This window comes from Necropsobacter massiliensis (assembly GCF_000827595.2).
GTDB classification, from domain to species: Bacteria; Pseudomonadota; Gammaproteobacteria; order Enterobacterales; family Pasteurellaceae; genus Necropsobacter; species Necropsobacter massiliensis.
In genome coordinates this window covers 14,377-36,264 of record NZ_LN776179.1, presented here as the reverse complement: position 1 = coordinate 36,264, position 21,888 = coordinate 14,377, and the positions used below count along the sequence as shown (strand labels likewise).

Here is a 21,888-nt window from a genome sequence, read left to right as displayed (position 1 = left end):
GTGCTTAAGCCATGAGCTGATTTATTAAAGAAAGAATATGTAACTTCTCCTTTGAGGGATAAATCAGAGCGTTATTGTGCGGTTGTCAGCATTCACCTATTCCTTGAGGAGCATGTGACGCCCTAAGTTTTTACAGGGTAGCCTAAAACCGCACTTTCTACATGCGAATTATTATTTACGGCTGACAGCCAGCGGCGAGAAAGTTTGGGCTACCGGCATGATCTCAATACGGTTAATATTTACATGCGCAGGCTGTTGATAAATCCATAAAATCGTATTGGCGATGTCTTCCGGTCGAATGTAGTCCACATTTTGATATAGCCCCGCGGCTTTGGCGTCGTCGCCTTTAAAGCGTACGTTGGAGAATTCCGTTCCACCGCATAGTCCCGGTTCAATATTGGAAACTCGGATTTGCGTGCCGGCTAAGTCGGCGCGTAAATTTAAACTGAATTGTTCGACGAAGGCTTTGGTCGCGCCGTACACGTTACCGCCCGGATAAGGATAGGTACCGGCGATGGAACCCAGATTTATAATGTGTCCTTGATTGCGCTTGACCATTTGCGGCAAGATTTGACGGGTCAGATAGGTCAGTCCGACGATATTGGTGTTGATCATCGTCTGCCAGTCATTGAAATCCGCCTGATGCGCGGGTTCTAACCCTAAAGCCAGGCCGGCATTGTTCACCAATAACTCAATATTTTTTAGATTTTCAGGCAGTTGAGCAAGTGCGCTGTCAATGTTTGCAGGATCAGAGACATCCATTTGCAACGGATAAAAATGATCGCCTAATTCCTGTTTTAACGCCTGTAATTTATCCGTGCGACGTGCAGCGCCGATAACTTGATAGCCTGCATTAACAAACGCGGTGCAGATCGCTTTACCAAAACCGGCAGATGCGCCGGTAACGAGAACAGTCATAACTTTACTCCTTACAGTTGTTGCAGATAATGTTTGCCTAATGCGTTCATTTGCCGGATTATCCAGCGTTGTCGTTGTTGAACATAGGCAGAAGGTCGGTTGACCTTAAATAACAGCGGATTCGGTAGCACTGCGGCAAGCAGCGCCGCTTCCTGTTGAGTCAGCTGTTTTGCCGATTTTTTGAAGTAATGCCGGCTGGCAGCTTCAACGCCGAAAATACCGTTACCGAATTCGGCAATATTTAAATAGACTTCTAAAATCCGTCGTTTTGACCACAGCAATTCAAGCATTAGCGTGGCGGGCACTTCCAGCCCTTTACGCAGCCAGCTTTGACCGTGCCACAAATAAAGGTTTTTCGCCGTTTGCTGCGAAATGGTCGAGGCGCCGCGAATCCGTGTTGAGTGTTGATTATGCCTGAATGCGCTTTCAATTGCCTGCCAGTCGAAGCCATAATGTTCCGGAAAGACCTGATCTTCAGCGGCAATCACAGCAAGCTGCATTTGCCATGCGATATTTTCAATACTGGTCCAGCGATAATGCAGTTCGTAGCTTTCCCATTGTAGGAGATGAGCGATTTTCTGTTGCGCCATGTAAGCAGAGAACGGAACGGGCACAAAACGAAAAAACAAGGTGATACCGCAGCATAATAATACCAGACGGCACAGCCAGCGCCAGCTGTTTTGTTTCAGTAAGCGAACTGTTTTTCGCACATTAATCTTCTTCCGTTTGCCCATCAAGCTGTTCTTTTACCCATTGCATAAAATCAGGCGGCATGGTTTTGATCATATTCGATCCGCGTGTAATGGTGGCGGCGCTAGTATTCAAATTTTGTTGAATTTCCCGCTGCGGCAACGCTTTGTCTAGTAATTGAGCAACGATTTGTAACCGCAATCCCACGGCGTCCCGTTCATCCGCCGTCAACAGCAGGGTCAGCAGCTCCTGTTCTTTCCCCTGTTCAAAGGCGTGGCGCAAAATAGTAATAAATGCGCGCCACTGTGCCATATTACGACTTACATACATAAATTTCCCTCATAGCATAGTACTGTTGCACTAGTATAATCGATTATATTCCTGTTGGGTAAATTTTTGTATCGGACGATTTTGCAATAATTGATAATAATAGGCATAAGTCAGCACATTTTGTACATAGCCGCGGGTTTCGTAGAACGGAATTGATGCAATAAATTCCGCCATGCTCAGCTTGCTGGCAGATTTTTCCAGCCAGCTGTCAACGCGTCGTGCACCGGCATTATAGGCCGCGGCGATTAATATACGGTTATTGCCGTAGCGATCGTACAATTCCTGCAAATGGGCGGTTCCCAGCATAATATTGATAAACGGATCGAACAGTTGCTTATCATTGCTATACGGTAGGCGGAATTTCTGCGCGGTCAGTTTGGCGGTCGCTGGCAGCAGCTGCATTAATCCGCGCGCATCAGCGGAGGAAGAGACATCGGGGCGCCATGCGCTTTCTTGCCGACTGATTGCCATGGCGAAAGTGCGGTCGATTTTTTTATCTTTTAGGAACAGATCAAACCAGTCCTGATAAGCATTTGGCAGACGTAATGGAATGAATTCCCACGCTTTTGCCCGAATGGTGGCTTCCACCTGCAAATCGTACCATTGCTGTTGTCCGGCGTATTCCGCCAGCTGCAATTTTTGCTCGAAATCCGCGCGTTCAAGTAACTGCCGCCATTCGCGGTTAGAGTTTGCCGTATCGTTAACCTTGCGCAATTCCTGAATGCGGGTCAGCGGTTCAGCATATTGTTGAGCAACCTCGGTTTGAGTTTGCGTTGCTGTCGGTGCTTTCATTTGCGGTTGATAGTCAATGCCCAGTTCTTCAGCCGCCAGCATCGGGTAAAAACCGGCGGCATCTTTTTGCATCGCCTGCAAGATAGCGCGAGCCTGTACATTTTTCCCTTGTTTTTGCAAGACTTTTGCCGACCAGTAACGCCATTCATCTTTGGCGGCGGCTTTATCCGACAGGGCCTGTAGCCAAGGTGCTATTTCGCTTTGTTGGCGAATGGCGAGGCGAATGCGCCGTTCCAGCAGCCCATCGTCTTTTAAATTCAATAATGCACTGTCCCGCCATTGCTGTAGCTTGACATCGTCTGTATCAAAAATCCGACCGAGCAAGCGTTTTTTCCACTGCGCGGTTTGCGCTGGCGTTAAAGCAAAACGTTCCGCCCACTCGGCAAATACGGCAAAGGGTGCGGTGGCGGATAGCTCTGTTTCTGTTAATTTGTTAATGAACGCCGGGACTATGGTCAGCAACAGGCGTTTGTGTTCGGCGTTATGCGGCGATAATTTGTCAATATAAAACGTATTTTGTGGATTGTGCAGATTCTGCGGCGCGTTCAGTAGTTGGTTGAGATCCGCCAGCCACTTTTTCAGTGTATCGTCAGCCGCCTGTCTTTCCAGATGCGTAATCAGATTGCCGTTGTTTTTTTCAAATGCTAGCAAGGCACGCTGTTTAACCAGCTCAGGTGTGATGCCGCCGGTTTTTGACCATTGCTCCAACAGCGGATCGCACTGTCTCGGCAGACTGTTGCCGGTCAGCCAAAGTTGGGTGAGATCTTGGGCGGAAAGTGCGGTCTGTTTTTTATCCGTTTTGGCGATTTCCTGTCTTGCCTGTATGACAATACAACGGCTGCGTTGATCCGACGGCAGCGATTCGGCGTTATTCAGAATCTCTCGCCAGTTGCGATTTTTCTGCTGCTGTTGCAGCCAGTTAGTGCTGAGCTCCGTCACAGAAAAATTTGGATTTTGTTGATGGAAGGCGAGAATTTCAGCCAACGTGATATTGTCTTGGTTGGCGTTAAGCAACTGATATGCGGCGTAAGGATAAAGCGGATAATCGGTTAATCCTGCCAATAAATCTCGTGCAATGCGACGGGTATTCTCGCTGGAAGATGCGCTTAACATTTGACTCAGCCGCTGGTAATCGGCGCGTTGTCGGGCAAGACGTTGTTGTGTCTGCTGGACCTTTTGTAGGCGCTGGATTGCTTGTTCCAGCGCGCTGATTTTTTGTGCGGTTGAATTCGGATCGCGCGCTTGCTGGCTTGCTGAAGCGGCGGATATTTGTTCCGATGACACTTGTGCGGTCGGATTTTGGACTGTTACCGTTGCGCTTTGGTTATACGCCGCCAAGCTCACACAGGCGCTTGATGAAAACAGAAGCCCTAGTAAAAGCCGTTTTGCATGCATAATGTATTCCTGTTAAATAGCACAAAACCCGACTAAATCGGGTTTAAGCGTGAATAAACAACGTTAAATTAGACCGCACTTTGGTTTAAAAGTGCGGTGAAATTTTACGGCATTTCGTCAATTGCGTCTTTATCTACCTTTTGAACGATCATATGTTCGCGTTTTAAGCCGAGATCAAAAGCAATCGCAATAGCAACGAAAATTGAAGAGTAAGTACCGAAACCGATACCGATCAATAATGCCAATGAGAAGCTGTGGATGGTCGGTCCGCCGAATGCGAACAGCGCGATAACCACAAACAGGGTAGTGATTGACGTCATCAGAGTTCTTGACAAGGTTTGCGTCAAGGAAATATCAATCACATCCATCGTTCCGATACGGCGGATTTTACGAAAGTTTTCACGCACGCGGTCGAATACGACGATACTGTCGTTCAGTGAATAGCCGACCACAGAAAGAATCGCCGCCACAAAGGTGAGATCCATTTCAATTTGCAGATAGGAAAACACGCCCAGCGTTACGATCACATCGTGCGCTAGCGCCAATACGCCGCCGGTGCCTAAGCGCCATTCAAAACGCATTCCGACATAACCGAGCAACATCAGTAGCGTGGCTAAGGTGGCGTAAATAGCGCCTTGAGTCAGTTCTTCGCCGACATTCGGACCGACAAATTCCACGCTGCGAATTTGGATGTTATTATCCAATTTGCCGAGCATGGTTTGAATTTTATTGCCGATTTCCGCATCGCTGGCGGTTGCCGGCAGGCGGATCATTACATCACGCACGCCGCCGGTGGTTTGTACCAACGCACTTTCAATGCCGTTTTCTTTTAAGGTTGCGCGCACTTTCTCCAGTTCTGCCGGCTGCGAGAAATGGGTTTCAATTACGGTGCCGCCGGTAAAATCCAATCCCCAGTTAAAGCCTTTGGTGAAGATAAAAAAGAAACAAACGGCAATGACAATCACCGAAAACAGGTAGCCCCATTTGCGGTATTTCATAAATTCAATCAGTTCGAAAGGTAATTTAACGCCTTGGAACTCGTGAACTTTTTTCTGTTTTGTTAATAAACTCACAATCTTATCCTCACGTTAAATTGACAGTTTTTCTACTTTTTTGCCGCCGTACAACCAGTTAACCAACATGCGGGTTCCGGTAATTGCGGTGAACATTGAAATCGCCACGCCTAAAGACAGCGTAATGGCAAACCCTTTCACCGGTCCGGTACCGACGGCGTACAGCACGACGGCAGTCAAAATAGTGGTGAGGTTGGCGTCGAAAATACTGGTGAAAGCGCCGTTGTAGCCTTCGTGAATGGCTTGTTGAACGGAACGACCGTTACGCATTTCTTCCTTAATGCGTTCAAAAATCAGCACATTGGCGTCAACGGACATCCCGACCGAAAGAATAATACCGGCAATTCCGGGCATCGTCAGGGTTGCGCCCGGCAACAGTGACATTAAACCGACCAGCAGCACCATGTTTGCCATTAAGGCGATATTGGCGAACAGACCGAACAGTTTGTAGTACACCAGCATAAACAGAATAACGATAGCCAGCCCCCAAACGCCGGCTTTCAGACCTTGTTCAACGTTTTGTGCACCTAACGACGGACCGACAGTGCGTTCTTCAACAATTTGGATTGGTGCGGTTAACGCGCCGGAGCGAAGTAACACGGACAGATTTTGCGCTTCTGCTGGGCTGTCGATGCCGGTGATTTGGAATTGGCTGCCGAAACGTCCCTGAATGGTGGCGACATTAATCACTTCTTCGTGTTTTGCCAGAATGGTTTTGCCGTTTTCATCTTTTTTACCGCTGTCTTTATATTCCACATATAAGGTAGCCATCGGTTTTTTCAGATTCAGCTTGGTAGTTTGCGACATAATCTCACCGCCTTCGCTGTCCAGCGTGACGCTGACTTGTGGAGAGGCAGTATTCTGATCGACACCGGAACTGGCGTTAGTGATATGTTCGCCGCCGAGAACTGCACGCTTGTACAGCACGACCGGATTGCCGTTACGATCCAGTTTTACTTCCGAATCGGAAGGCACCATACCGCGTGCCGCCGCTTCAAGATTAGCATTTTGGTTGACCAGCCGGAATTCCAGCGTCGCCGTGGCACCTAGAATTTCTTTCGCCCGTGCGGTGTCCTGTACGCCCGGCAATTCCACCACAATACGTTCTGCTCCTTGGCGTTGAATCACCGGTTCAGATACACCTAATTCTTCCACACGGCGACGCAGAATGCTCAGGTTCTGTTCGATGGCATGATCGCGCGCTTCGTTCAGTGCGGTATCGGATAAGCCCAAAGACAGGGTGTTGCTTGAAACTTCGTTGACTTCAAGGGTCGGATGTTGTTTACGCAAGAAACGCTGTGCGTCGGATAATTGCTCCGGTTTAGCCAGTGTGACTAGTGTGGTGAAGTTTTCGCCACCGCGAATAGCGCTGTATTGATATTTTTCTTTGCGCAGTTCGGTACGCAGGTTATCCTGTAGCTGTTCCTGACGTTTGCCTAATGCGGTGTTCATATCCACTTCCATCAGAAAGCGCACTCCGCCGCGTAAATCTAAGCCCCATTTCATCGGGTTGCCACCGATGTCGGTTAACCATTTAGGGGTTGCCGGGGCCAGATTAAGGGCGACGGAATAATTATTGCCTAATTTTTCGGTGATTTTGTCTTTCGCTAACAGCTGATCGTCGGTGTTATTGAAACGGGCTAAAATAGAACCGTTTTCCAGTATGATCGATTTAAGCGGTAATTGATTTTGGCTTAATACCTGTTGAACTTCGCTGAGCAGTGCGGTATTTGCTTCCTGTCCGCGGGTTCCTGAGATTTGTACGGCGGGATCTTCGCCGTAAAGGTTCGGAAGAGAATATAAAAGACCAATGGCGACCACAAGGATCACCATTATATTCTTCCATAAAGGGTAACGATTTAACATAGATTTCCTGTTCCCTTGCGGAATAGATTAAACATTAAAGATCGCTGATTGGTTGATCTTTCGGTAAGACGGAAACGATAAAGTTGCGTTGAATACTGACTTCGGTTTTAGAATTTAAGGCGATCACTACATCATCGCTGTCCGGTGAAATTTTAGTAATTTTGCCCATTAATCCGCCGGAAGTCAGCACTTTGGTTCCTTTTGCCAACTCGGACATTAATTGTTTATGGGCTTTGTTGCGTTTCGCCTGCGGACGATAAATCATAAAGTAGAAAATCAGACCGAAAATCACGAAAATAAACAACATTGACATTGGGCTACCTTGTTGAGCTTCCATTTTTTATCCTTTTTAAGTTAAATTAATCATAATTCCAGAAAAAACAGGTGGCTAAAATAGCATAAAACCGGCTTAATGTGAAAAATATTTTATGTTGGAGGCGCACAAAAACGGCGCTGCGGAATTATTTTCCGATCACCAGCCGCTGATATGTGGGAAACTGCTCGATACGAATAAGTCGCCAGCCTGTTTGGCGGCATAATAATTGAAAATCATCAATTGAACTGAAAAGATTCAAGTGCAGGTATAAAATATCCTGTGGATGTAATTGAGCCAGTGCCCGTTTAGTTCTTAATAACGGAATCGGACAGCTGAATTCGGTTAAATCCAGTGCATATTCAGTCATCTTGTGCGCTCGCCTTATATTTTCCGTCGCGCCGCCATTATTTTTCCCATGGCTTGCAGTTCGTCTATCGACAGTTGCTGCTTGCCTAATTCAAACAACGGCTCTTCGCGCGCGATATGGCGGTCATAAGCGGCGATGAAAGCATCAATTAAGGTGCGGTCAACATCCATACGTTCATCATTTAACAGCGCTTCCAACTGGACGGACAGGCGCGTCCAGTTTTGGTGCAAATCAAGATGCTGCCGTTCAAGAGCATCAATATCCTGTTGGGCATCAGGCACATATCTAAGCAACGCCGGGAAAAAATCTTTTTCTTCATCTTCATGATGCAGCGGCGCCGAGTGATTGAAATACGTCAGAATTTGCCGCACATCGTTTTTTACCGCTTGATTGATTCCCTTCGTCTGTAAATACTCGGGCAGAATCCGCAGTTGGCGGCAGAACCCTTTCACTTTACCGTGACAGGCATATAGCATATCAATGGGATCATCCCAGCCTACGGAAGGCGGCGTATTGAAATTAAGCATTCTGTTTTCTTTCTCTTTACACTATGCGGCGGTGGATTGCAGCGGCGGAACGGGCTTACCCATGCGAGCATAAAAATCCTGTACGAATTGCTCAAAGCGGTCTTCCTCAATCGCGGTGCGGATTTGTTGCATCAGGCGTTGATAATAACGCAGATTATGAATGGTGTTCAATCGCGCCCCCAGAATTTCTCCGCATTTATCCAAATGATACAAATAGGATTTGGTGTAATGCGTGCAGGTATAGCAATCGCATTCCGGATCAAGTGGTGTCGTATCATCGCGATATTTCGCATTGCGGATTTTCACAATTCCGTCACTGACGAACAAATGACCGTTGCGAGCATTGCGGGTCGGCATAACACAATCAAACATATCGATACCGCGACGCACGCCTTCCACCAGATCTTCCGGTTTGCCCACTCCCATTAAATAGCGCGGTTTATCTGTCGGCAATTGCGGACAGACATATTCCAGAATGCGGTGCATATCTTCTTTCGGTTCGCCCACCGCCAGACCGCCTACCGCATAACCATCGAAACCGATATTGATTAGCCCTTCAAGGGAAATTTTACGCAGCTCTTCAAACACGCCGCCCTGCACGATGCCGAACAGCGCATTGCCGTTGCCTAGTTCGTCAAAACGCTGACGGCTGCGTTGCGCCCAACGCAGCGACATTTCCATGGATTTTTTGGTATAGTCGAACGTGGACGGATAGGGCGCACATTCATCAAAAATCATTACAATATCGGAGCCAAGATCATATTGAATTTCCATGGATTTTTCCGGTGACAGAAAAATCCGCTCGCCGTTAATCGGATTTTGGAAGTTCACCCCTTGCTCACTAATTTTGCGCAGTTTGCCCAGACTGAATACCTGAAAACCGCCGCTGTCGGTCAGAATCGGACGATGCCATTGCATGAAATCATGCAGATCGCCGTGCTTACGCATGACCTCCTGCCCCGGTCGCAGCCATAAATGAAAGGTATTGCCCAACAAGATCTCAGCACCGCTGGCGCGCACTTCTTCCGGTGTCATGCCTTTTACTGTGCCGTAGGTGCCGACCGGCATAAATGCGGGGGTCTGAACCTCAAATTCGCCCTGCGGGCGGTTAAATGTCATCGTACCGCGACGAGCCGTACCGTTGGTTTTATGCAGTGTAAATTTCATAGTCATTGTTATTTTTCCTTTTCGAATAAACAGTTCGAGGGCTTTTGTCTTTATATCCGGTGTTGTGTGAATCTACTTTCTTTTGCTTGCACAAAAGAAAGTATGATCAGCAAAATTTATTTTTTAGATTGAAAAACTTAATCCAATCCCACCACATGCGCATTTTTGGTGATAAACATCGCATCGCCGTAACTGAAAAAACGGTAGTGATTTTTCACCGCACTTTGATACGCCGCCATGGTGTGCGAATAACCTGCAAATGCTGAGACCAGCATAATCAGGGTGCTTTCCGGCAAGTGGAAGTTTGTGATTAAGCAATCGGTAACTCGAAAGGTTTTGCCGGGATAGATAAAGATCGAGGTATCGGAGAAATAGGGTACAAGTAATTGTCCGCAACCTTGCTGTTCTGCGGCTAATGCAGCGCTTTCGATGGAACGCACGGACGTGGTACCGACGGCAATAACACGCTTGCCGCGTTGTTTGGTCGCCAGCACGGCATCGACCACTTCTTGTGACACCTGCGCGTATTCGGCGTGCATAATGTGATCTTCGATATTTTCCACTCGCACCGGTTGAAATGTGCCGGCGCCGACGTGCAACGTGACGAAAGCGAAATTCACGCCTTTTTGTTTTAGTTTAGCCAGTAATTCATCGTCGAAATGCAACCCCGCGGTTGGCGCGGCTACCGCACCCGGCACTTTATTATAGACCGTTTGATAGCGTTCTTTATCCGCTTCTTCATCGGGACGATCAATATAAGGCGGCAGCGGGATATGACCGATTTGCTGCAACAAATCGAAAAGTGCGGTGTTTTTTTCGGCAATTTCCAGCTCAAATAATGCGCCCTGACGCGCAATCATAGTAGCGGCAATACCATTGCCTGCGCCTAATTTGTCTTCGCCCAGCAATAATTCGGCGCCTTCTTTTGGTGCTTTGGAGGCGCGGATATGCGCGAGCAAGCGGTTTTCTGCCAGAATTCGCTCGACCAATACTTCTACTTTGCCGCCGCTGGCTTTGCGACCGAATATCCGCGCCGGGATGACACGAGTATTATTGAAGATCAGCAGATCGCCGGGATTAATCAATGCCACAATATCGGTAAAAGTGCGGTGAAAAATTTCACCGTTTTCGCCGTTTAGCTGTAACAAACGGCTGGCGGTGCGCTCGGGTTTCGGGTAACGGGCGATTAATTCGTCTGGTAAATCAAAATAAAAATCGGAAACACGCATAGAATAACTTTTTGTTTGCAGATTAAAAAACTGAATGGCGTAGTCTAGTGCGAATTGTCGGTGAGTACAAGTAAAATTCGGTTTTAATATTGTCGCAAAAAAATGCCCTTTCAACAGAAAGGGCGAATATATTTGGAGTCATACTTTTTAGGGTACGGCTCTATTATATACATAAGTTTTACAATTGCAACATATTTTTAACAAAATATTATTGTCACTCAGCCGCTTTTTTATTATGCGGATTTCTGGTATCCGTACCCATTAAATTGCGCATTAACAGGGCGTAATTTAGATCAATTTCTTCCGGCACGTCGAGAAAGACAAAATGTCCGTCGCCGGGAGCGGTATCTACATTTTCACCTTTGCGGTTAAGCAGGCGCTTGAGAGTAAATACGATATTGCCCTGTGGCGTCATTAATTCCACTTCATCGCCGAGTAAAAATTTGTTTTTTACCGCCACTTCCGCCAAACCGCCTTTGCGCATGCCGGTAAACTCGCCGACAAACTGCTGACGTTCGGAAATCGAGTAGCCGTACTCGTAATTTTGATATTCGTCATGCGTATGGCGGCGCAGAAAACCTTCGGTATAACCGCGGTGAGCAAGGCTTTCCAGCGTATCCATCAGGCTTGGGTCAAACGGTTTGCCCGCCGCCGCATCGTCAATGGCTTTACGATATACCTGTGCGGTTCTGGCACAATAATAGAAGGATTTAGTGCGCCCTTCGATTTTCAGCGAATGAACCCCCAGCTTTGTCAGTTGTTCCACATGCTGTACAGCGCGCAGATCCTTTGAATTCATAATATAGGTGCCGTGTTCGTCTTCAAAAGCAGACATTTTTTCTTCCGGGCGCTGACTTTCCGCCAGTAGGAACACTTTATCGGTTGTCGCGCCGTCGCCCAAGGTCGGGGCAATATTTTTGACCGGAATGTGCTCCGCGGCGTTAACGATATTGCCGATTTCGTCTTCTTTGCCTTCGCTAACGGAATATTCCCAGCGGCAGGCATTGGTGCAAGTGCCCTGATTTGGATCGCGCTTATTGATATAGCCAGACAGCAGACAACGTCCGGAATAAGCCATACATAAGGCACCGTGTACGAAAATTTCAATTTCGATATCCGGCACCTGTCGACGAATTTCGCCGATTTCTTCAAGCGACAGCTCGCGCGAGAGAATCACGCGGGTCAGCCCCAGTTGCCGCCAGAATTTTACCGTTGCCCAGTTGACTGCGTTAGCCTGCACCGACAGATGAATATCCATATGCGGGAAATGTTCGCGTACCAGCATAATTAAACCGGGATCGGACATGATCAGCGCGTCGGGTTTCATTTCGATGACCGGCTGTAAGTCTTTGATAAACGTTTTTAATTTGGAGTTGTGCGGCGCGATATTGACCACCACATAGAATTTTTTGCCTAAGGCATGGGCTTCATCGATACCGATTTTTAAATTGGCGTGATTAAATTCATTGTTGCGTACGCGCAGGCTGTAGCGGGGTTGACCGGCATATACCGCATCGGCGCCGTAAGCGAAAGCATAGCGCATATTTTTCAGCGAACCTGCCGGCGAAAGCAGTTCGGGCTTGAACGGAGTTGTCATAAATGTCTCTTTGTGTCTGATTACAAGTCAGAACCTGCCGCGTGGGCAGGTCGTTTAGGGAAAGGCTATTGTAGGAGGATTTTCCGATTTGTAAAGAAAGTGCGGTGGAAATTTTCAATTTTTTCACCGCACTTTGCACTTTATTGTGTCGGCTGTAGTGCGTCGGTTTCTGCCGGTGCGATTGCCGGATCCGGGTGCTGTTGGTGTTCTTCCGTTTGCGGTGTGGTCTGTTGCTGTTCTGGTTCTATTTCCTGTTCCAGCTGCGACAACGGTTTGCCGTTAACAAATTCACCGTTTGCATTTTTCTCAAAACGGTACGTATAGCGATCATTTTCCTCTACGAAGTAACGGGATAACTGATTGTCCGGCTTGATGATAGTATTTAGCCCGCGCCAGAAGCGGCTTTCGCTTTTCAGCTTGGCTTTGATTGGGTTTTCGTCGCTGAGCAATAAGGTCGGCACAGTCAGCGTAATAACCGTATCGGCTTGTTCCAGACGTTCACCTATCAGGGTTGCATGATTTTCGCTTTTATCGTTTGCCGACGGCGGAATATTGACCTTCAACGACGCGTTGATGTCGGCATTTTCGCTTGCCGGCACGGAATCCAAATTGGCGCTGATATCGCCGGTTATACTAAAGCCGACATTGATCACATCAACCCATTGTTTGGCTAAGGTTTGCTCTGTCAAATTGGCGGCGCAGTAAGTGTCGATAAGGTGCTGAGAGCAAATATAATACGGCAGCAGGCGCTGAAAATCGTCTACCTTCGCTGGCAGGTTCAGGCTAAGGTTGCTGAGTTGCAGCCCGTCTTGTTCGTTGCGGTATTTTTCCAAGCTGCCGTTAAGTTGAATGGCATAGCCGTTCTGCGCTGTCGGTGCTTCGCTATAGTTTAGGTTTAATCCGTTAGCCTGCGTATTTTCCTGCCAAGACAGGCTGTTGACACGCAATTTGAGCGCCGTGGTTTCATTGAAATTGTGTGCGAAATCCGTTAATGCCGTCAAAAATTCCGGATTATCTTTTGTCGGTGCTTGGTGTTCATTGTTATCCGGCGTGCGGTTAAATAACGCAAAAGCGCCTTTCAGCCAAGTTAAACGGGCGGCTAAATCGGAACGGGAGACGTTGTTTTCCAGCTCAATGCCGCTTATCTTCAGCGGTCGTTTTGTTTGCGGATTGGCGTTCAGTTCGTCAAGGCGAAAGGTCAGATTAAATTCGGCATTTTGTTTATCCTGATAATTGCCTTTAAACGCCAAATTGGCATTTTTCAGCGCAAAGGTGGTTTGCTGTTGTTGCGGCACATTTAATGCCGTGATGCTGATATTGGCTTCCGATTGCCGGTTATTAAATAAAAGATCCAATAACAGGTTGATCGCTTTCGGATAATCAATGCTGTTTTTGTCCGACGTATTTAGGATATTTGCGAAAACCAGTTCGTTTGGGATGCCGTTTTGGGCAGTGGAAATTTGTAATCCGCTGATTTCGATTTTATCCTCTTTGCGGTTTTTGTCGGAAAGATACACTTTTTCTCCGCTGAGATTCGTATTGAGATCATAAGTATCGGCGGACACCGATTTATTCACACTGTAATTGAGTTTGTTGAGCCGAATGTGCGTGTTATCACCGTCCAGCAGATAAATATCTGCATCGTTGAGGCTGAGATCAAGATCCGCCAGATCATACTGGCTGCGCCCGACTGGAACGAGGGTCAGATTAGTTTTCAACCCGTTGAGTTTAGAATTGGCGTCATAATTAAAGCCCGTTAGTCTGCTTTGAATTTCCATAAATTTCGTTTTGGATGCAAAATTCAGATCAATTTCCAGCGTCTGTGAGGTATTTGCCAAATCACGGAATTGAGTGGAAATGCTGGATTGCAGATAATCACCGATCACCGAAAATTTACTGCTGATCATATTTTTATCAATGGTGATCTTCAGTTTTTTATTCAACTCGCGCACCAGATTTTGCGGCAGCTCCGATTCCGCAGTTACGGCGAAAGGCAGTGCGGTCAGTTTGGTGCTGATAATATCGGTTTTTTGCGCGTCGGCGTCGGTAATGCTGAACATCAGTTCCCGGCTGAAGAAATTGGCGTTTTGCTGGCTGACGTTCAAGGTCAGCTGATCGCGCAACGAATAAGGAAAATTCTGTAAAACCTGATCAATTTTGTAATTGGTGTAAAATTGAGCGCCGATCCCTAAAGCGACGGCGATGGCAGATAAGGTCAAGGTGACTTTGGCTTTTTTATTCATCTTATTCCTAAGCTTAACAAGTTGAAATTCTCTTGAGTATAGCGAATTCACCAGACGACTACAAATAAGTTTATTATGAATTCCGCTCATAAAAATAATGAAATATTTGAAATTGACACATATTCATTTTATGGTTAATTTTAATACTGAAATCCGTTGATTATTCATATTCACATGGATGGATGATTGATAATAAGCGACCGAAAATACGGCAGAACGGGGAGTGAAAAGATTATGAGTTATGCCAAAGAAATTGATACGTTGAACAATCATATTACCGATATCAACGGAAAAATTAATGTGTCATTTGAGTTTTTTCCGCCAAAAAACGAAAAAATGGAACAGATTCTGTGGGATTCCATTCAGCGCTTGAAAGTATTGAAGCCGAAATTCGTTTCGGTGACTTACGGCGCCAATTCCGGCGAACGTGATCGCACACACAGCGTAGTGAAGCGGATTAAGCAGGAAACCGGTCTAGAAGCAGCGCCGCATTTGACCGGCATTGACGCCACGCCGGCGGAGTTAAAACAAATCGCGCAGGATTATTGGAACAGCGGTATTCGTCGCATTGTGGCACTGCGCGGCGACGAGCCGCCCGGTTATGCCAAAAAACCGTTTTATGCCGCGGATTTAGTGGCACTGTTGCGTTCCGTTGCCGATTTTGACATTTCGGTGGCAGCATATCCGGAAGTGCATCCGGAAGCCAAATCGGCGCAGGCGGATTTAATCAACCTGAAACGCAAAATTGATGCTGGCGCCAATCATGTCATTACCCAGTTTTTCTTTGATGTGGACAGCTACCTGCGCTTTCGTGATCGTTGTGCATCGGTGGGGATTGATGCGGAAATCGTACCGGGCATTTTGCCAGTGACGAATTTCAAACAATTGCAAAAAATGGCGGCGATCACCAATGTCAAAATTCCCGGCTGGCTGGCAAAAATGTATGATGGACTGGACAATGATCAAACCACGCGCAATCTGGTTGCCGCCAGCGTTGCGATGGATATGGTGCGCGTATTGTCGCGCGAAGGCGTGAAGGATTTCCATTTCTATACCCTAAACCGCAGTGAACTGACGTATGCGATTTGCCATACCTTAGGCGTACGTCCGACGGAATAAGGCACAAAGCAGTCGAATTTTACACCGCACTTTGTTTGCATCGTATGCTCAAAGTGCGGTCGATTTTTAATTCGTTTCTTTCTTGCATAATGACAATAAAAACAGCAAGGTCGAGCAAATCACCACAGACGGACCGGCGGCAGTGTCGTAGAATGCCGATAAGGTTAAGCCCAGTGACACGGAGAGCATGCTGACTAGTATGCCGATCCCCACCATGGTTTCCGGTGTGCGGGCGAAACGTCGAGCGGTTGCGGCGGGGATAATCAGCAGTGAAGTAATAATCAGCGCGCCGACGAATTTCATGCTCAGTGCAATGGTTAGCGCGGTCAGCATCATTAAGATAAACCGCATCCGGCGAATATTGATCCCTTCCACCTGCGCCAGTTCCGGGCTGACGGTAGTAGACAGCAGCGGTTTCCAGAAATAAAACAGCGCCAGCATCACGAAAATTGCTCCACCGCCGATAAAATATAAGTCTTCATAACTAATTGCCAGCAGATCGCCGAACAGATACGCCATCAAATCTACCCGCACATTGTGCAGCAACCCAACCGTTACCACCCCGAGAGAAAGGCAGCTGTGCGCGATAATACCAAGCAGTGTGTCGACCGAAAACTGGGTGTTGCTTTCCAGCCAGACCATCATCACCGCAATCAGCAGGGTAAGGACGACGATTGCCAGATAAGGATTGATATGCAGAAACATCCCCAGCGCCACGCCAAGCAGCGCGGAATGCGCCAGCGTATCGCCGAAATAAGCCATTTTACGCCAGACCACAAAAGCGCCGAGCGGGGCAGTAATCAATGACAGTAAAATCCCGGTCAGCCAAGCGGGAAGCAAAATATCAAACATTAGTTATCCTTGTTTTTTAGCCGATGGGCGCATTGCTGCGAATGAAAATAACGATTGCAGCAGACGTCGCCGTGGATGTCGTGTTTATGATTATGATGATGGGTGTAAAAAGCGATATTTTTGGATAATTGATCTCCGAAAAAATGAATAAAAGTGGGATCATTGGACACGCTTTCCGGACTGCCGGCGCAGCATACGTGCTGGTTAATGCACAGCACTTCGTTGGTATCCGCCATAACGATATGCAGATCATGGGAAACCATTAACACCGCGCAGTTAAGCGTCTGTCGAGTTTGATGAATTAACTGATACAGTTCCGCCTGTCCGTTAATATCTACGCCCTGCGTCGGTTCATCCAACACCAGCAGATGCGGTTTGTTTAAAATGGCGCGCGCCAGTAATACTCGCTGCATTTCCCCGCCGGACAGTTTCTGCATGCTGTTGTGCAGTAATTCGCCGATTGATAATAACGCCAGCGTATCGCGAATTGCGCTTTTGCTGATCCCTTTTTTCAGCGACAGGAATTTTTCCACCGTCATCGGCAGGCTGTGATCCAGATGAATTTTCTGCGGCACATAGCCGATCCGCACATTGCGGTGATAAATAACTTCGCCGGAGGTGGGCGGCAGCAATTTCAGCAGCACCTTTAATAAAGTGGATTTACCGCCGCCGTTCGGACCGACAATGGTAATCACCGAATCGGGATAAATGGTTAAATTGATATTCTGTAAAGCATTTTTCTGCTCAAAACGCACATTAATATGCTTTAACTCAATCAGGGGCTGTGTTAGGGAACGGGTCTGCATTGTCGCTGTATTCAACTGCCAAATAATCGGCTTAAAATAGCTTATTTTCCCTTTTTTAACAAGTTGAACATGAATTATGTTTATAATTTATTCGGTTAATGGTTTTTTTCAATTTCGCGCTGAATTTTTTGCACTATCATTGGTCTGAATAGCATGCAATCATCTTATACAGTGGTCATCAAAGGAAAAATAGGTAGTGCGGCACGTTAAGTTGGCAAGAGACAGACGAAAAAGAAAATCGCGGATTAAAGCAGCGATTTTCTTTTTGGCGATTCTATCTATTCTGGCTGGAATGTTGCTAAGTCTGAAAGAAACCGTGGAAACCAAACTGGATACCGTAGTTGTCAGCGATCAAAACCAATACCGCTCTTTAACCGATACCACACCGCCTGAGCCCGATTCGGTGAGCACGCAGTTTACCGATGTGAAGGAGCTTGCCGATGCGCCCGCATCAACCGAAGCCAATGCTGTTTCTATGGCGTTGAACACCGCGATGCGCGTAACCTTGTTGCACAATTTGCCGAGCCAAAGTCCGCTTCCGCCACCGACGGAGGACGCTACCTCCTATGATGACGATTTGCAGGGGCAGGATGACGAAGTGGATCAGGTCAATCTAGATGAAGATGACGGCATGTCGCAACTGCCGGAAGATGCGCAAAGCGTGCTGAATGATTTGCTGGATGTGGCGGATCAGGCGCTACGAATCAAAAATCAGTTCAGCCATACCGTTGTGCGCGGTGATACGCTAAGAGATGTGCTGGAACAGTCTGGGCTTGAGGATGAAACCAGTAAGAACTTAATCGCTGCCTACCCTGAACTGAAAAAACTGAAAGCCGGACAGCAGTTTTACTGGATTTTAAACCGAGACAATGAGCTGGAATATTTAAACTGGCTGGTTTCGGAAAAAGAAGAACGCATTTACGAACGGCAGCAAGACGGAACATTCAAACGTCAGATTCTGGAAAAGAAAAGTATCTGGAAAAAAGAGACACTAAAAGGTCAGATTACCGGTTCTTTTGCGACGAGTTTGCGCCGATTGGGGCTGGACGGCAAGCAGATCAGCCAGTTAACCACGGCACTGCAATGGCAGATCAGCATGAACAGACTGAAAAAAGGCGATAAATTTGCCGTATTGGTGTCGCGCGAATATCTGGATAACAAATTAACCGGTCAAGGGAATGTGGAGGCGATTCACATTATTTCCGGCGGAAAAAGCTATTATGCCATTCAAGCCGGTAACGGACGCTACTACAATCGCCAGGGCGAAACACTGGGAAAAGGCTTTGCTCGTTATCCAATGCAGCGTCAGGCGCGGGTTTCCTCGCCGTTTAATCCGGCTCGTCGGCATCCTGTCACCGGGCGTATTCGTCCGCATAACGGCGTGGATTTTGCAATGTCAATCGGCACACCGGTGATTGCGCCAGCAGACGGGCGGGTAGAAAAAGTGGCGTATCAGGCAAGCGGTGCGGGACGCTATATTGTTATCCGTCACGGTCGTGAATATCAGACTGTTTATATGCATTTAAGCAAGCCGTTGGTGAAAGCCGGTCAAAGCGTAAAACGTGGCGAACGCATTGCGTTATCGGGCAATACCGGGCGCTCTACGGGACCGCACCTGCATTATGAATTTCATATTAACGGTCGCCCGGTTAATCCGTTGACGGTCAAATTGCCGGGCACCAGCAGTGAAATGTCAACGGCGGAACGTCGTCAATTCCTGTTGCGCGCGAAAGAAGCGGAGCGGCAGTTAAAAATGTAAACTTATTTAGTTTTCTCCTGGTAGTAAGCAAAAGTGCGGTGGAAAAATCGACGTTTCCGCTGCATTTTTTATGCTTGTTATTGCACTTGAAATAAGGCATGATATCATGCTTTATTATTCATAATAATTATTCTCATTTTAATTTTTGTATGACTTAGATGACATATTATGATTAAACGCCGTTATCTGTTTATCTTATTATTGTTGCTTTCTGTGATTTCGCTTTTTCTCGGAGTGAGCACGGTGAATCTGCAAGGGTTATTGCATTTTGATCCTATGCAATGGCAAATCTTTTTAATCAGCCGCATTCCGCGCCTGATCAGCATTCTTATCGCCGGTGCCGCCTTAAGTATTTGCGGTTTGGTGATGCAGCAACTTAGCCGCAACCGCTTTGTTTCACCGACCACGGCGGGCACTATGGACAGCGCGCGTTTAGGCATTTTAATTGCGATATTACTGTTTCCAGGCGCTTCCATGTTGTTAAAAACCGCGGTCGCCATTGTGGTTTCATTTGTCGGTACACTGTTGTTTATGACGATTTTATCCCGCTTGAAGTTTAAAGATACGATTTTCGTGCCGCTGGTCGGCATCATGTTCGGCAATATTATCAGTTCGGTTACCGCGTTTATCGCCTATCAGCAGGATTTGCTGCAAAATCTTTCCGGCTGGCTGCAAGGGGATTTTTCGCTGGTGATGTCCGGGCGCTATGAAATCCTCTATTTCAGTATTCCCGCCTTGCTGATCGCATATTTGTTCGCCAACCGTTTTTCCATTGTCGGCATGGGGCAAGATTTTGCCACCAATCTGGGGTTGAATTACCAGCAGGTATTGTATCTAGGTTTGGCCATTGTGGCGACGGTGTCGTCCATTGTAATTGTTTCGGTGGGCGTGATTCCATTTTTGGGGCTGATTATCCCGAATATCGTCACCCTGTATCTGGGCGATAATCTGAAAAAAATCTTATCGCATACCGCATTGTTGGGCGCGGTATTTGTGCTGCTGTGCGATATTTTGGGGCGTTCGGTGATCTATCCGTATGAAATTTCCATTAATGCCATGGTCGGCGTGTTCGGTAGCGGCATTTTCCTGTATTTATTATTGAAACGGTATCGACATGGCTAAAACAACACCGCACTTGCGCCGATTGATAGTGCTGGCGGCGCTGGCCATCCTTGCTGTGGCGTTATATTTGTTTTACAACTTACCTAATCGCTGGGAATACGCCCTGCACAGCCGTGCGTTGGCGGTCGCCGCCATTGTGGTGACCGGCATGTCCGTTGCGCTGGCGACAATGATCTTTATGACTATCGCCAACAACCGAATTCTCACGCCGACGATTTTGGGGCTGGATAATCTGTATTTGCTGATTCAAACCAGCATTATTTTTGTGTTCGGTTCCAGCACGTTGATGGCAATCGACTCGGTGTTGCTGTTTATGCTCTGTACCGGCGCGATGGTGCTGTTTTCGCTGCTGTTATATCATTTTTTATTTAATCAAGCGCAGCAAAATATTTTTTTCCTGTTGCTGGTCGGCATTATTTTCGGCACTTTCTTTCAAAGTCTGACGACCTTTATGGAAGTGCTGATTGATCCGAATGAATTTCAGATTGCACAGGATATCGGTTTCGCCAGCTTTAACCGTATCAACACCAATATTTTATGGCTTGCTCTGGCAATTTTGATCGCTGCTATCATTTATGCGATCCGCTATCTGCCTTATTTTGACGTGCTGTCCTTAGGGCGCGATCAGGCTGTTAACCTCGGCGTGGATTATCATAAAATCGCGAAACGCCTGCTGATTTTGGTGGCGATTCTAACCTCGGTGTCCACCGCACTTGTCGGTCCGCTGACTTTTCTCGGTTTGTTAGTGATGAATGTCACTTTCGAATTTATCCGCACTTATCGGCATTCGATACTGATCCCGGCGGCGATGTTGATTGCCGTGATCACGCTGGTGTTCGGTCAGCTTTTGGTCTCACAGGTGTTCAGTTTCAATACTACATTGAGCATTATTGTGAATTTTGTCGGCGGCGTTTATTTTATCTATCTGTTATTACGAGCGAATAAAAAATGGCAATAGAAATCAGAAATATCAATAAAAGTTACGGCGGCAAAAAGGTGGTGGACAATGTGTCACTGACGATTCCGCAGGGAAAAATCACCTCCTTCATCGGTCCTAACGGCGCGGGTAAAAGCACGTTGTTGTCGATTATCAGTCGACTGCAAAATGCCGACAGCGGTGAAATTTATCTTAACGGTACACGGCTGAACGAACAGAAAAGCGCTGATATTGCGAAGCAGCTGTCGATTTTAAAGCAGTCCAATCACATTAATCTGCGTCTGACGGTAGAGGAGTTGGTCAGTTTCGGGCGCTTTCCTTACAGCAAAGGAAACTTAACTGAAAATGACCGCACTTTTATTAATCATGCCATTGAATATATGGATCTGGCACCGTTGCGCCAGCGTTATATCGATAATCTCAGCGGCGGTCAGCTACAGCGTGCTTACATCGCCATGACGCTGGCGCAGGACACCGATTACATCTTACTTGACGAACCACTGAATAATTTAGATATGAAGCATTCGGTACAGATTATGCGGGTACTGCGCACGTTGACCACCGAGCTGAATAAAACCGTGGTTATCGTCATCCACGATATTAATTTTGCCTCCTGCTATTCGGATTATATCGTCGCCATGAAAGCCGGCAGACTGGTGCAACAGGGCGAAGTCAATCACATTATGCAGGAAGCAGTATTGCAGTCGATTTACGATATGCCGATTCCGATTCAGGAGATCAACCAGCATAAAATCGCCGTTTATTTTAGAAATTAATCACAAC

20 protein-coding genes are annotated in these 21,888 nt (G+C 47.0%); 5 read left to right on the top strand and 15 right to left on the bottom strand.

Annotation, left to right across the window (positions count from 1 at the left end; genetic code table 11):
- Positions 1 to 171: 171 nt before the first annotated feature.
- The 13 genes from BN3349_RS02230 to BN3349_RS02170 form a co-directional block, all read right to left on the bottom strand.
- A complete protein-coding gene (locus BN3349_RS02230; protein ID WP_040975667.1) occupies positions 172 to 918 on the bottom strand; it encodes an SDR family oxidoreductase in 747 nt (248 codons plus the stop codon).
- A gap of 11 nt (positions 919 to 929) precedes the next feature.
- Entirely contained in the window at positions 930 to 1,652 is a 723-nt protein-coding gene (mtgA, locus tag BN3349_RS02225; RefSeq protein WP_040975666.1) for a monofunctional biosynthetic peptidoglycan transglycosylase, read from the bottom strand.
- A complete protein-coding gene (gene trpR / locus BN3349_RS02220) occupies positions 1,630 to 1,938 on the bottom strand; it encodes a trp operon repressor (protein ID WP_040975665.1) in 309 nt (102 codons plus the stop codon). The genes mtgA and trpR overlap by 23 nt, the downstream gene beginning before the upstream one ends.
- A gap of 30 nt (positions 1,939 to 1,968) precedes the next feature.
- The gene (locus BN3349_RS02215) at positions 1,969 to 4,125 is read right to left on the bottom strand and encodes a transglycosylase SLT domain-containing protein (RefSeq protein WP_052461925.1); all 2,157 of its coding nucleotides are present in this window, start codon (positions 4,123 to 4,125) and stop codon (positions 1,969 to 1,971) included.
- A gap of 104 nt (positions 4,126 to 4,229) precedes the next feature.
- Positions 4,230 to 5,123: a protein translocase subunit SecF gene (gene secF / locus BN3349_RS02210; RefSeq protein ID WP_370738129.1), complete on the bottom strand. Its 894-nt coding sequence runs from the start codon at positions 5,121 to 5,123 to the stop codon at positions 4,230 to 4,232.
- 90 nt (positions 5,124 to 5,213) lie between these two features.
- Positions 5,214 to 7,064 (bottom strand): protein translocase subunit SecD, encoded by a 1,851-nt coding sequence (gene secD / locus BN3349_RS02205; RefSeq protein ID WP_040975663.1) that lies wholly within the window; start codon positions 7,062 to 7,064, stop codon positions 5,214 to 5,216.
- Between the two features lie 34 nt (positions 7,065 to 7,098).
- Complete coding sequence (yajC, locus tag BN3349_RS02200) at positions 7,099 to 7,401, bottom strand: preprotein translocase subunit YajC (protein WP_032109807.1); 303 nt, start codon at positions 7,399 to 7,401, stop codon at positions 7,099 to 7,101.
- A gap of 124 nt (positions 7,402 to 7,525) precedes the next feature.
- Complete coding sequence (locus tag BN3349_RS02195; RefSeq protein ID WP_032109808.1) at positions 7,526 to 7,747, bottom strand: sulfurtransferase TusA family protein; 222 nt, start codon at positions 7,745 to 7,747, stop codon at positions 7,526 to 7,528.
- A gap of 14 nt (positions 7,748 to 7,761) precedes the next feature.
- The gene (locus BN3349_RS02190; protein ID WP_040975662.1) at positions 7,762 to 8,274 is read right to left on the bottom strand and encodes a hemerythrin domain-containing protein; all 513 of its coding nucleotides are present in this window, start codon (positions 8,272 to 8,274) and stop codon (positions 7,762 to 7,764) included.
- Positions 8,275 to 8,295: 21 nt separating this feature from the next.
- Complete coding sequence (gene tgt / locus BN3349_RS02185) at positions 8,296 to 9,441, bottom strand: tRNA guanosine(34) transglycosylase Tgt (protein ID WP_040975708.1); 1,146 nt, start codon at positions 9,439 to 9,441, stop codon at positions 8,296 to 8,298.
- A 137-nt stretch (positions 9,442 to 9,578) separates the two neighbouring features.
- Positions 9,579 to 10,670, bottom strand: a complete 1,092-nt coding sequence (queA, locus tag BN3349_RS02180; protein WP_040975661.1) for a tRNA preQ1(34) S-adenosylmethionine ribosyltransferase-isomerase QueA — start codon at positions 10,668 to 10,670, stop codon at positions 9,579 to 9,581.
- A gap of 214 nt (positions 10,671 to 10,884) precedes the next feature.
- Complete coding sequence (trhP, locus tag BN3349_RS02175; RefSeq protein ID WP_040975660.1) at positions 10,885 to 12,267, bottom strand: prephenate-dependent tRNA uridine(34) hydroxylase TrhP; 1,383 nt, start codon at positions 12,265 to 12,267, stop codon at positions 10,885 to 10,887.
- Positions 12,268 to 12,407: 140 nt separating this feature from the next.
- Positions 12,408 to 14,510 (bottom strand): hypothetical protein, encoded by a 2,103-nt coding sequence (locus BN3349_RS02170; protein ID WP_040975659.1) that lies wholly within the window; start codon positions 14,508 to 14,510, stop codon positions 12,408 to 12,410.
- A 234-nt stretch (positions 14,511 to 14,744) separates the two neighbouring features.
- Between BN3349_RS02170 and metF the strand changes: the two genes are divergently transcribed.
- The gene (metF, locus tag BN3349_RS02165; RefSeq protein ID WP_040975658.1) at positions 14,745 to 15,629 is read left to right on the top strand and encodes a methylenetetrahydrofolate reductase; all 885 of its coding nucleotides are present in this window, start codon (positions 14,745 to 14,747) and stop codon (positions 15,627 to 15,629) included.
- Between the two features lie 66 nt (positions 15,630 to 15,695).
- On the opposite strand, the gene znuB is transcribed toward metF, so the two are convergent.
- Together znuB and znuC are read right to left on the bottom strand one after the other, a co-directional pair.
- Positions 15,696 to 16,481 (bottom strand): zinc ABC transporter permease subunit ZnuB, encoded by a 786-nt coding sequence (gene znuB, locus BN3349_RS02160; RefSeq protein ID WP_040975657.1) that lies wholly within the window; start codon positions 16,479 to 16,481, stop codon positions 15,696 to 15,698.
- Positions 16,481 to 17,287, bottom strand: coding sequence for a zinc ABC transporter ATP-binding protein ZnuC (gene znuC / locus BN3349_RS02155; RefSeq protein ID WP_040975656.1), 807 nt, complete (start codon positions 17,285 to 17,287; stop codon positions 16,481 to 16,483). The genes znuB and znuC overlap by 1 nt, the downstream gene beginning before the upstream one ends.
- Before the next feature lie 196 nt (positions 17,288 to 17,483).
- Between znuC and mepM the strand changes: the two genes are divergently transcribed.
- From mepM to BN3349_RS02135, 4 genes are all read left to right on the top strand, one after another.
- Entirely contained in the window at positions 17,484 to 19,046 is a 1,563-nt protein-coding gene (mepM, locus tag BN3349_RS02150) for a murein DD-endopeptidase MepM (RefSeq protein WP_040975655.1), read from the top strand.
- A gap of 168 nt (positions 19,047 to 19,214) precedes the next feature.
- Positions 19,215 to 20,168, top strand: coding sequence for an ABC transporter permease (locus BN3349_RS02145; protein WP_281256006.1), 954 nt, complete (start codon positions 19,215 to 19,217; stop codon positions 20,166 to 20,168).
- The gene (locus BN3349_RS02140; protein WP_048736520.1) at positions 20,161 to 21,126 is read left to right on the top strand and encodes an iron chelate uptake ABC transporter family permease subunit; all 966 of its coding nucleotides are present in this window, start codon (positions 20,161 to 20,163) and stop codon (positions 21,124 to 21,126) included. The genes BN3349_RS02145 and BN3349_RS02140 overlap by 8 nt, the downstream gene beginning before the upstream one ends.
- Positions 21,117 to 21,881: an iron ABC transporter ATP-binding protein gene (locus BN3349_RS02135; RefSeq protein WP_040975653.1), complete on the top strand. Its 765-nt coding sequence runs from the start codon at positions 21,117 to 21,119 to the stop codon at positions 21,879 to 21,881. Before BN3349_RS02140 ends, BN3349_RS02135 begins: the two co-directional genes overlap by 10 nt.
- Positions 21,882 to 21,888 lie beyond the last annotated feature (7 nt).

Excerpts from the sequence above, each read along its gene's own strand:
- BN3349_RS02190 (WP_040975662.1), bottom strand. The coding sequence starts at position 8,274 with ATGCTTAATTTCAATACGCCGCCTTCCGTAGGCTGGGATGATCCCATT.
- BN3349_RS02135 (WP_040975653.1), top strand. The coding sequence starts at position 21,117 with ATGGCAATAGAAATCAGAAATATCAATAAAAGTTACGGCGGCAAAAAG.
- yajC (WP_032109807.1), bottom strand. The coding sequence starts at position 7,401 with ATGGAAGCTCAACAAGGTAGCCCAATGTCAATGTTGTTTATTTTCGTG.
- znuC (WP_040975656.1), bottom strand. The coding sequence starts at position 17,287 with ATGCAGACCCGTTCCCTAACACAGCCCCTGATTGAGTTAAAGCATATT.
- BN3349_RS02140 (WP_048736520.1), top strand. The coding sequence starts at position 20,161 with ATGGCTAAAACAACACCGCACTTGCGCCGATTGATAGTGCTGGCGGCG.
- secF (WP_370738129.1), bottom strand. The coding sequence starts at position 5,123 with ATGAAATACCGCAAATGGGGCTACCTGTTTTCGGTGATTGTCATTGCC.
- mtgA (WP_040975666.1), bottom strand. The coding sequence starts at position 1,652 with ATGGGCAAACGGAAGAAGATTAATGTGCGAAAAACAGTTCGCTTACTG.
- BN3349_RS02170 (WP_040975659.1), bottom strand. The coding sequence starts at position 14,510 with ATGAATAAAAAAGCCAAAGTCACCTTGACCTTATCTGCCATCGCCGTC.
- secD (WP_040975663.1), bottom strand. The coding sequence starts at position 7,064 with ATGTTAAATCGTTACCCTTTATGGAAGAATATAATGGTGATCCTTGTG.
- znuB (WP_040975657.1), bottom strand. The coding sequence starts at position 16,481 with ATGTTTGATATTTTGCTTCCCGCTTGGCTGACCGGGATTTTACTGTCA.
- metF (WP_040975658.1), top strand. The coding sequence starts at position 14,745 with ATGAGTTATGCCAAAGAAATTGATACGTTGAACAATCATATTACCGAT.
- BN3349_RS02230 (WP_040975667.1), bottom strand. The coding sequence starts at position 918 with ATGACTGTTCTCGTTACCGGCGCATCTGCCGGTTTTGGTAAAGCGATC.
- queA (WP_040975661.1), bottom strand. The coding sequence starts at position 10,670 with ATGCGTGTTTCCGATTTTTATTTTGATTTACCAGACGAATTAATCGCC.
- BN3349_RS02195 (WP_032109808.1), bottom strand. The coding sequence starts at position 7,747 with ATGACTGAATATGCACTGGATTTAACCGAATTCAGCTGTCCGATTCCG.
- tgt (WP_040975708.1), bottom strand. The coding sequence starts at position 9,441 with ATGAAATTTACACTGCATAAAACCAACGGTACGGCTCGTCGCGGTACG.
- BN3349_RS02145 (WP_281256006.1), top strand. The coding sequence starts at position 19,215 with ATGATTAAACGCCGTTATCTGTTTATCTTATTATTGTTGCTTTCTGTG.
- trpR (WP_040975665.1), bottom strand. The coding sequence starts at position 1,938 with ATGTATGTAAGTCGTAATATGGCACAGTGGCGCGCATTTATTACTATT.
- trhP (WP_040975660.1), bottom strand. The coding sequence starts at position 12,267 with ATGACAACTCCGTTCAAGCCCGAACTGCTTTCGCCGGCAGGTTCGCTG.
- BN3349_RS02215 (WP_052461925.1), bottom strand. The coding sequence starts at position 4,125 with ATGCATGCAAAACGGCTTTTACTAGGGCTTCTGTTTTCATCAAGCGCC.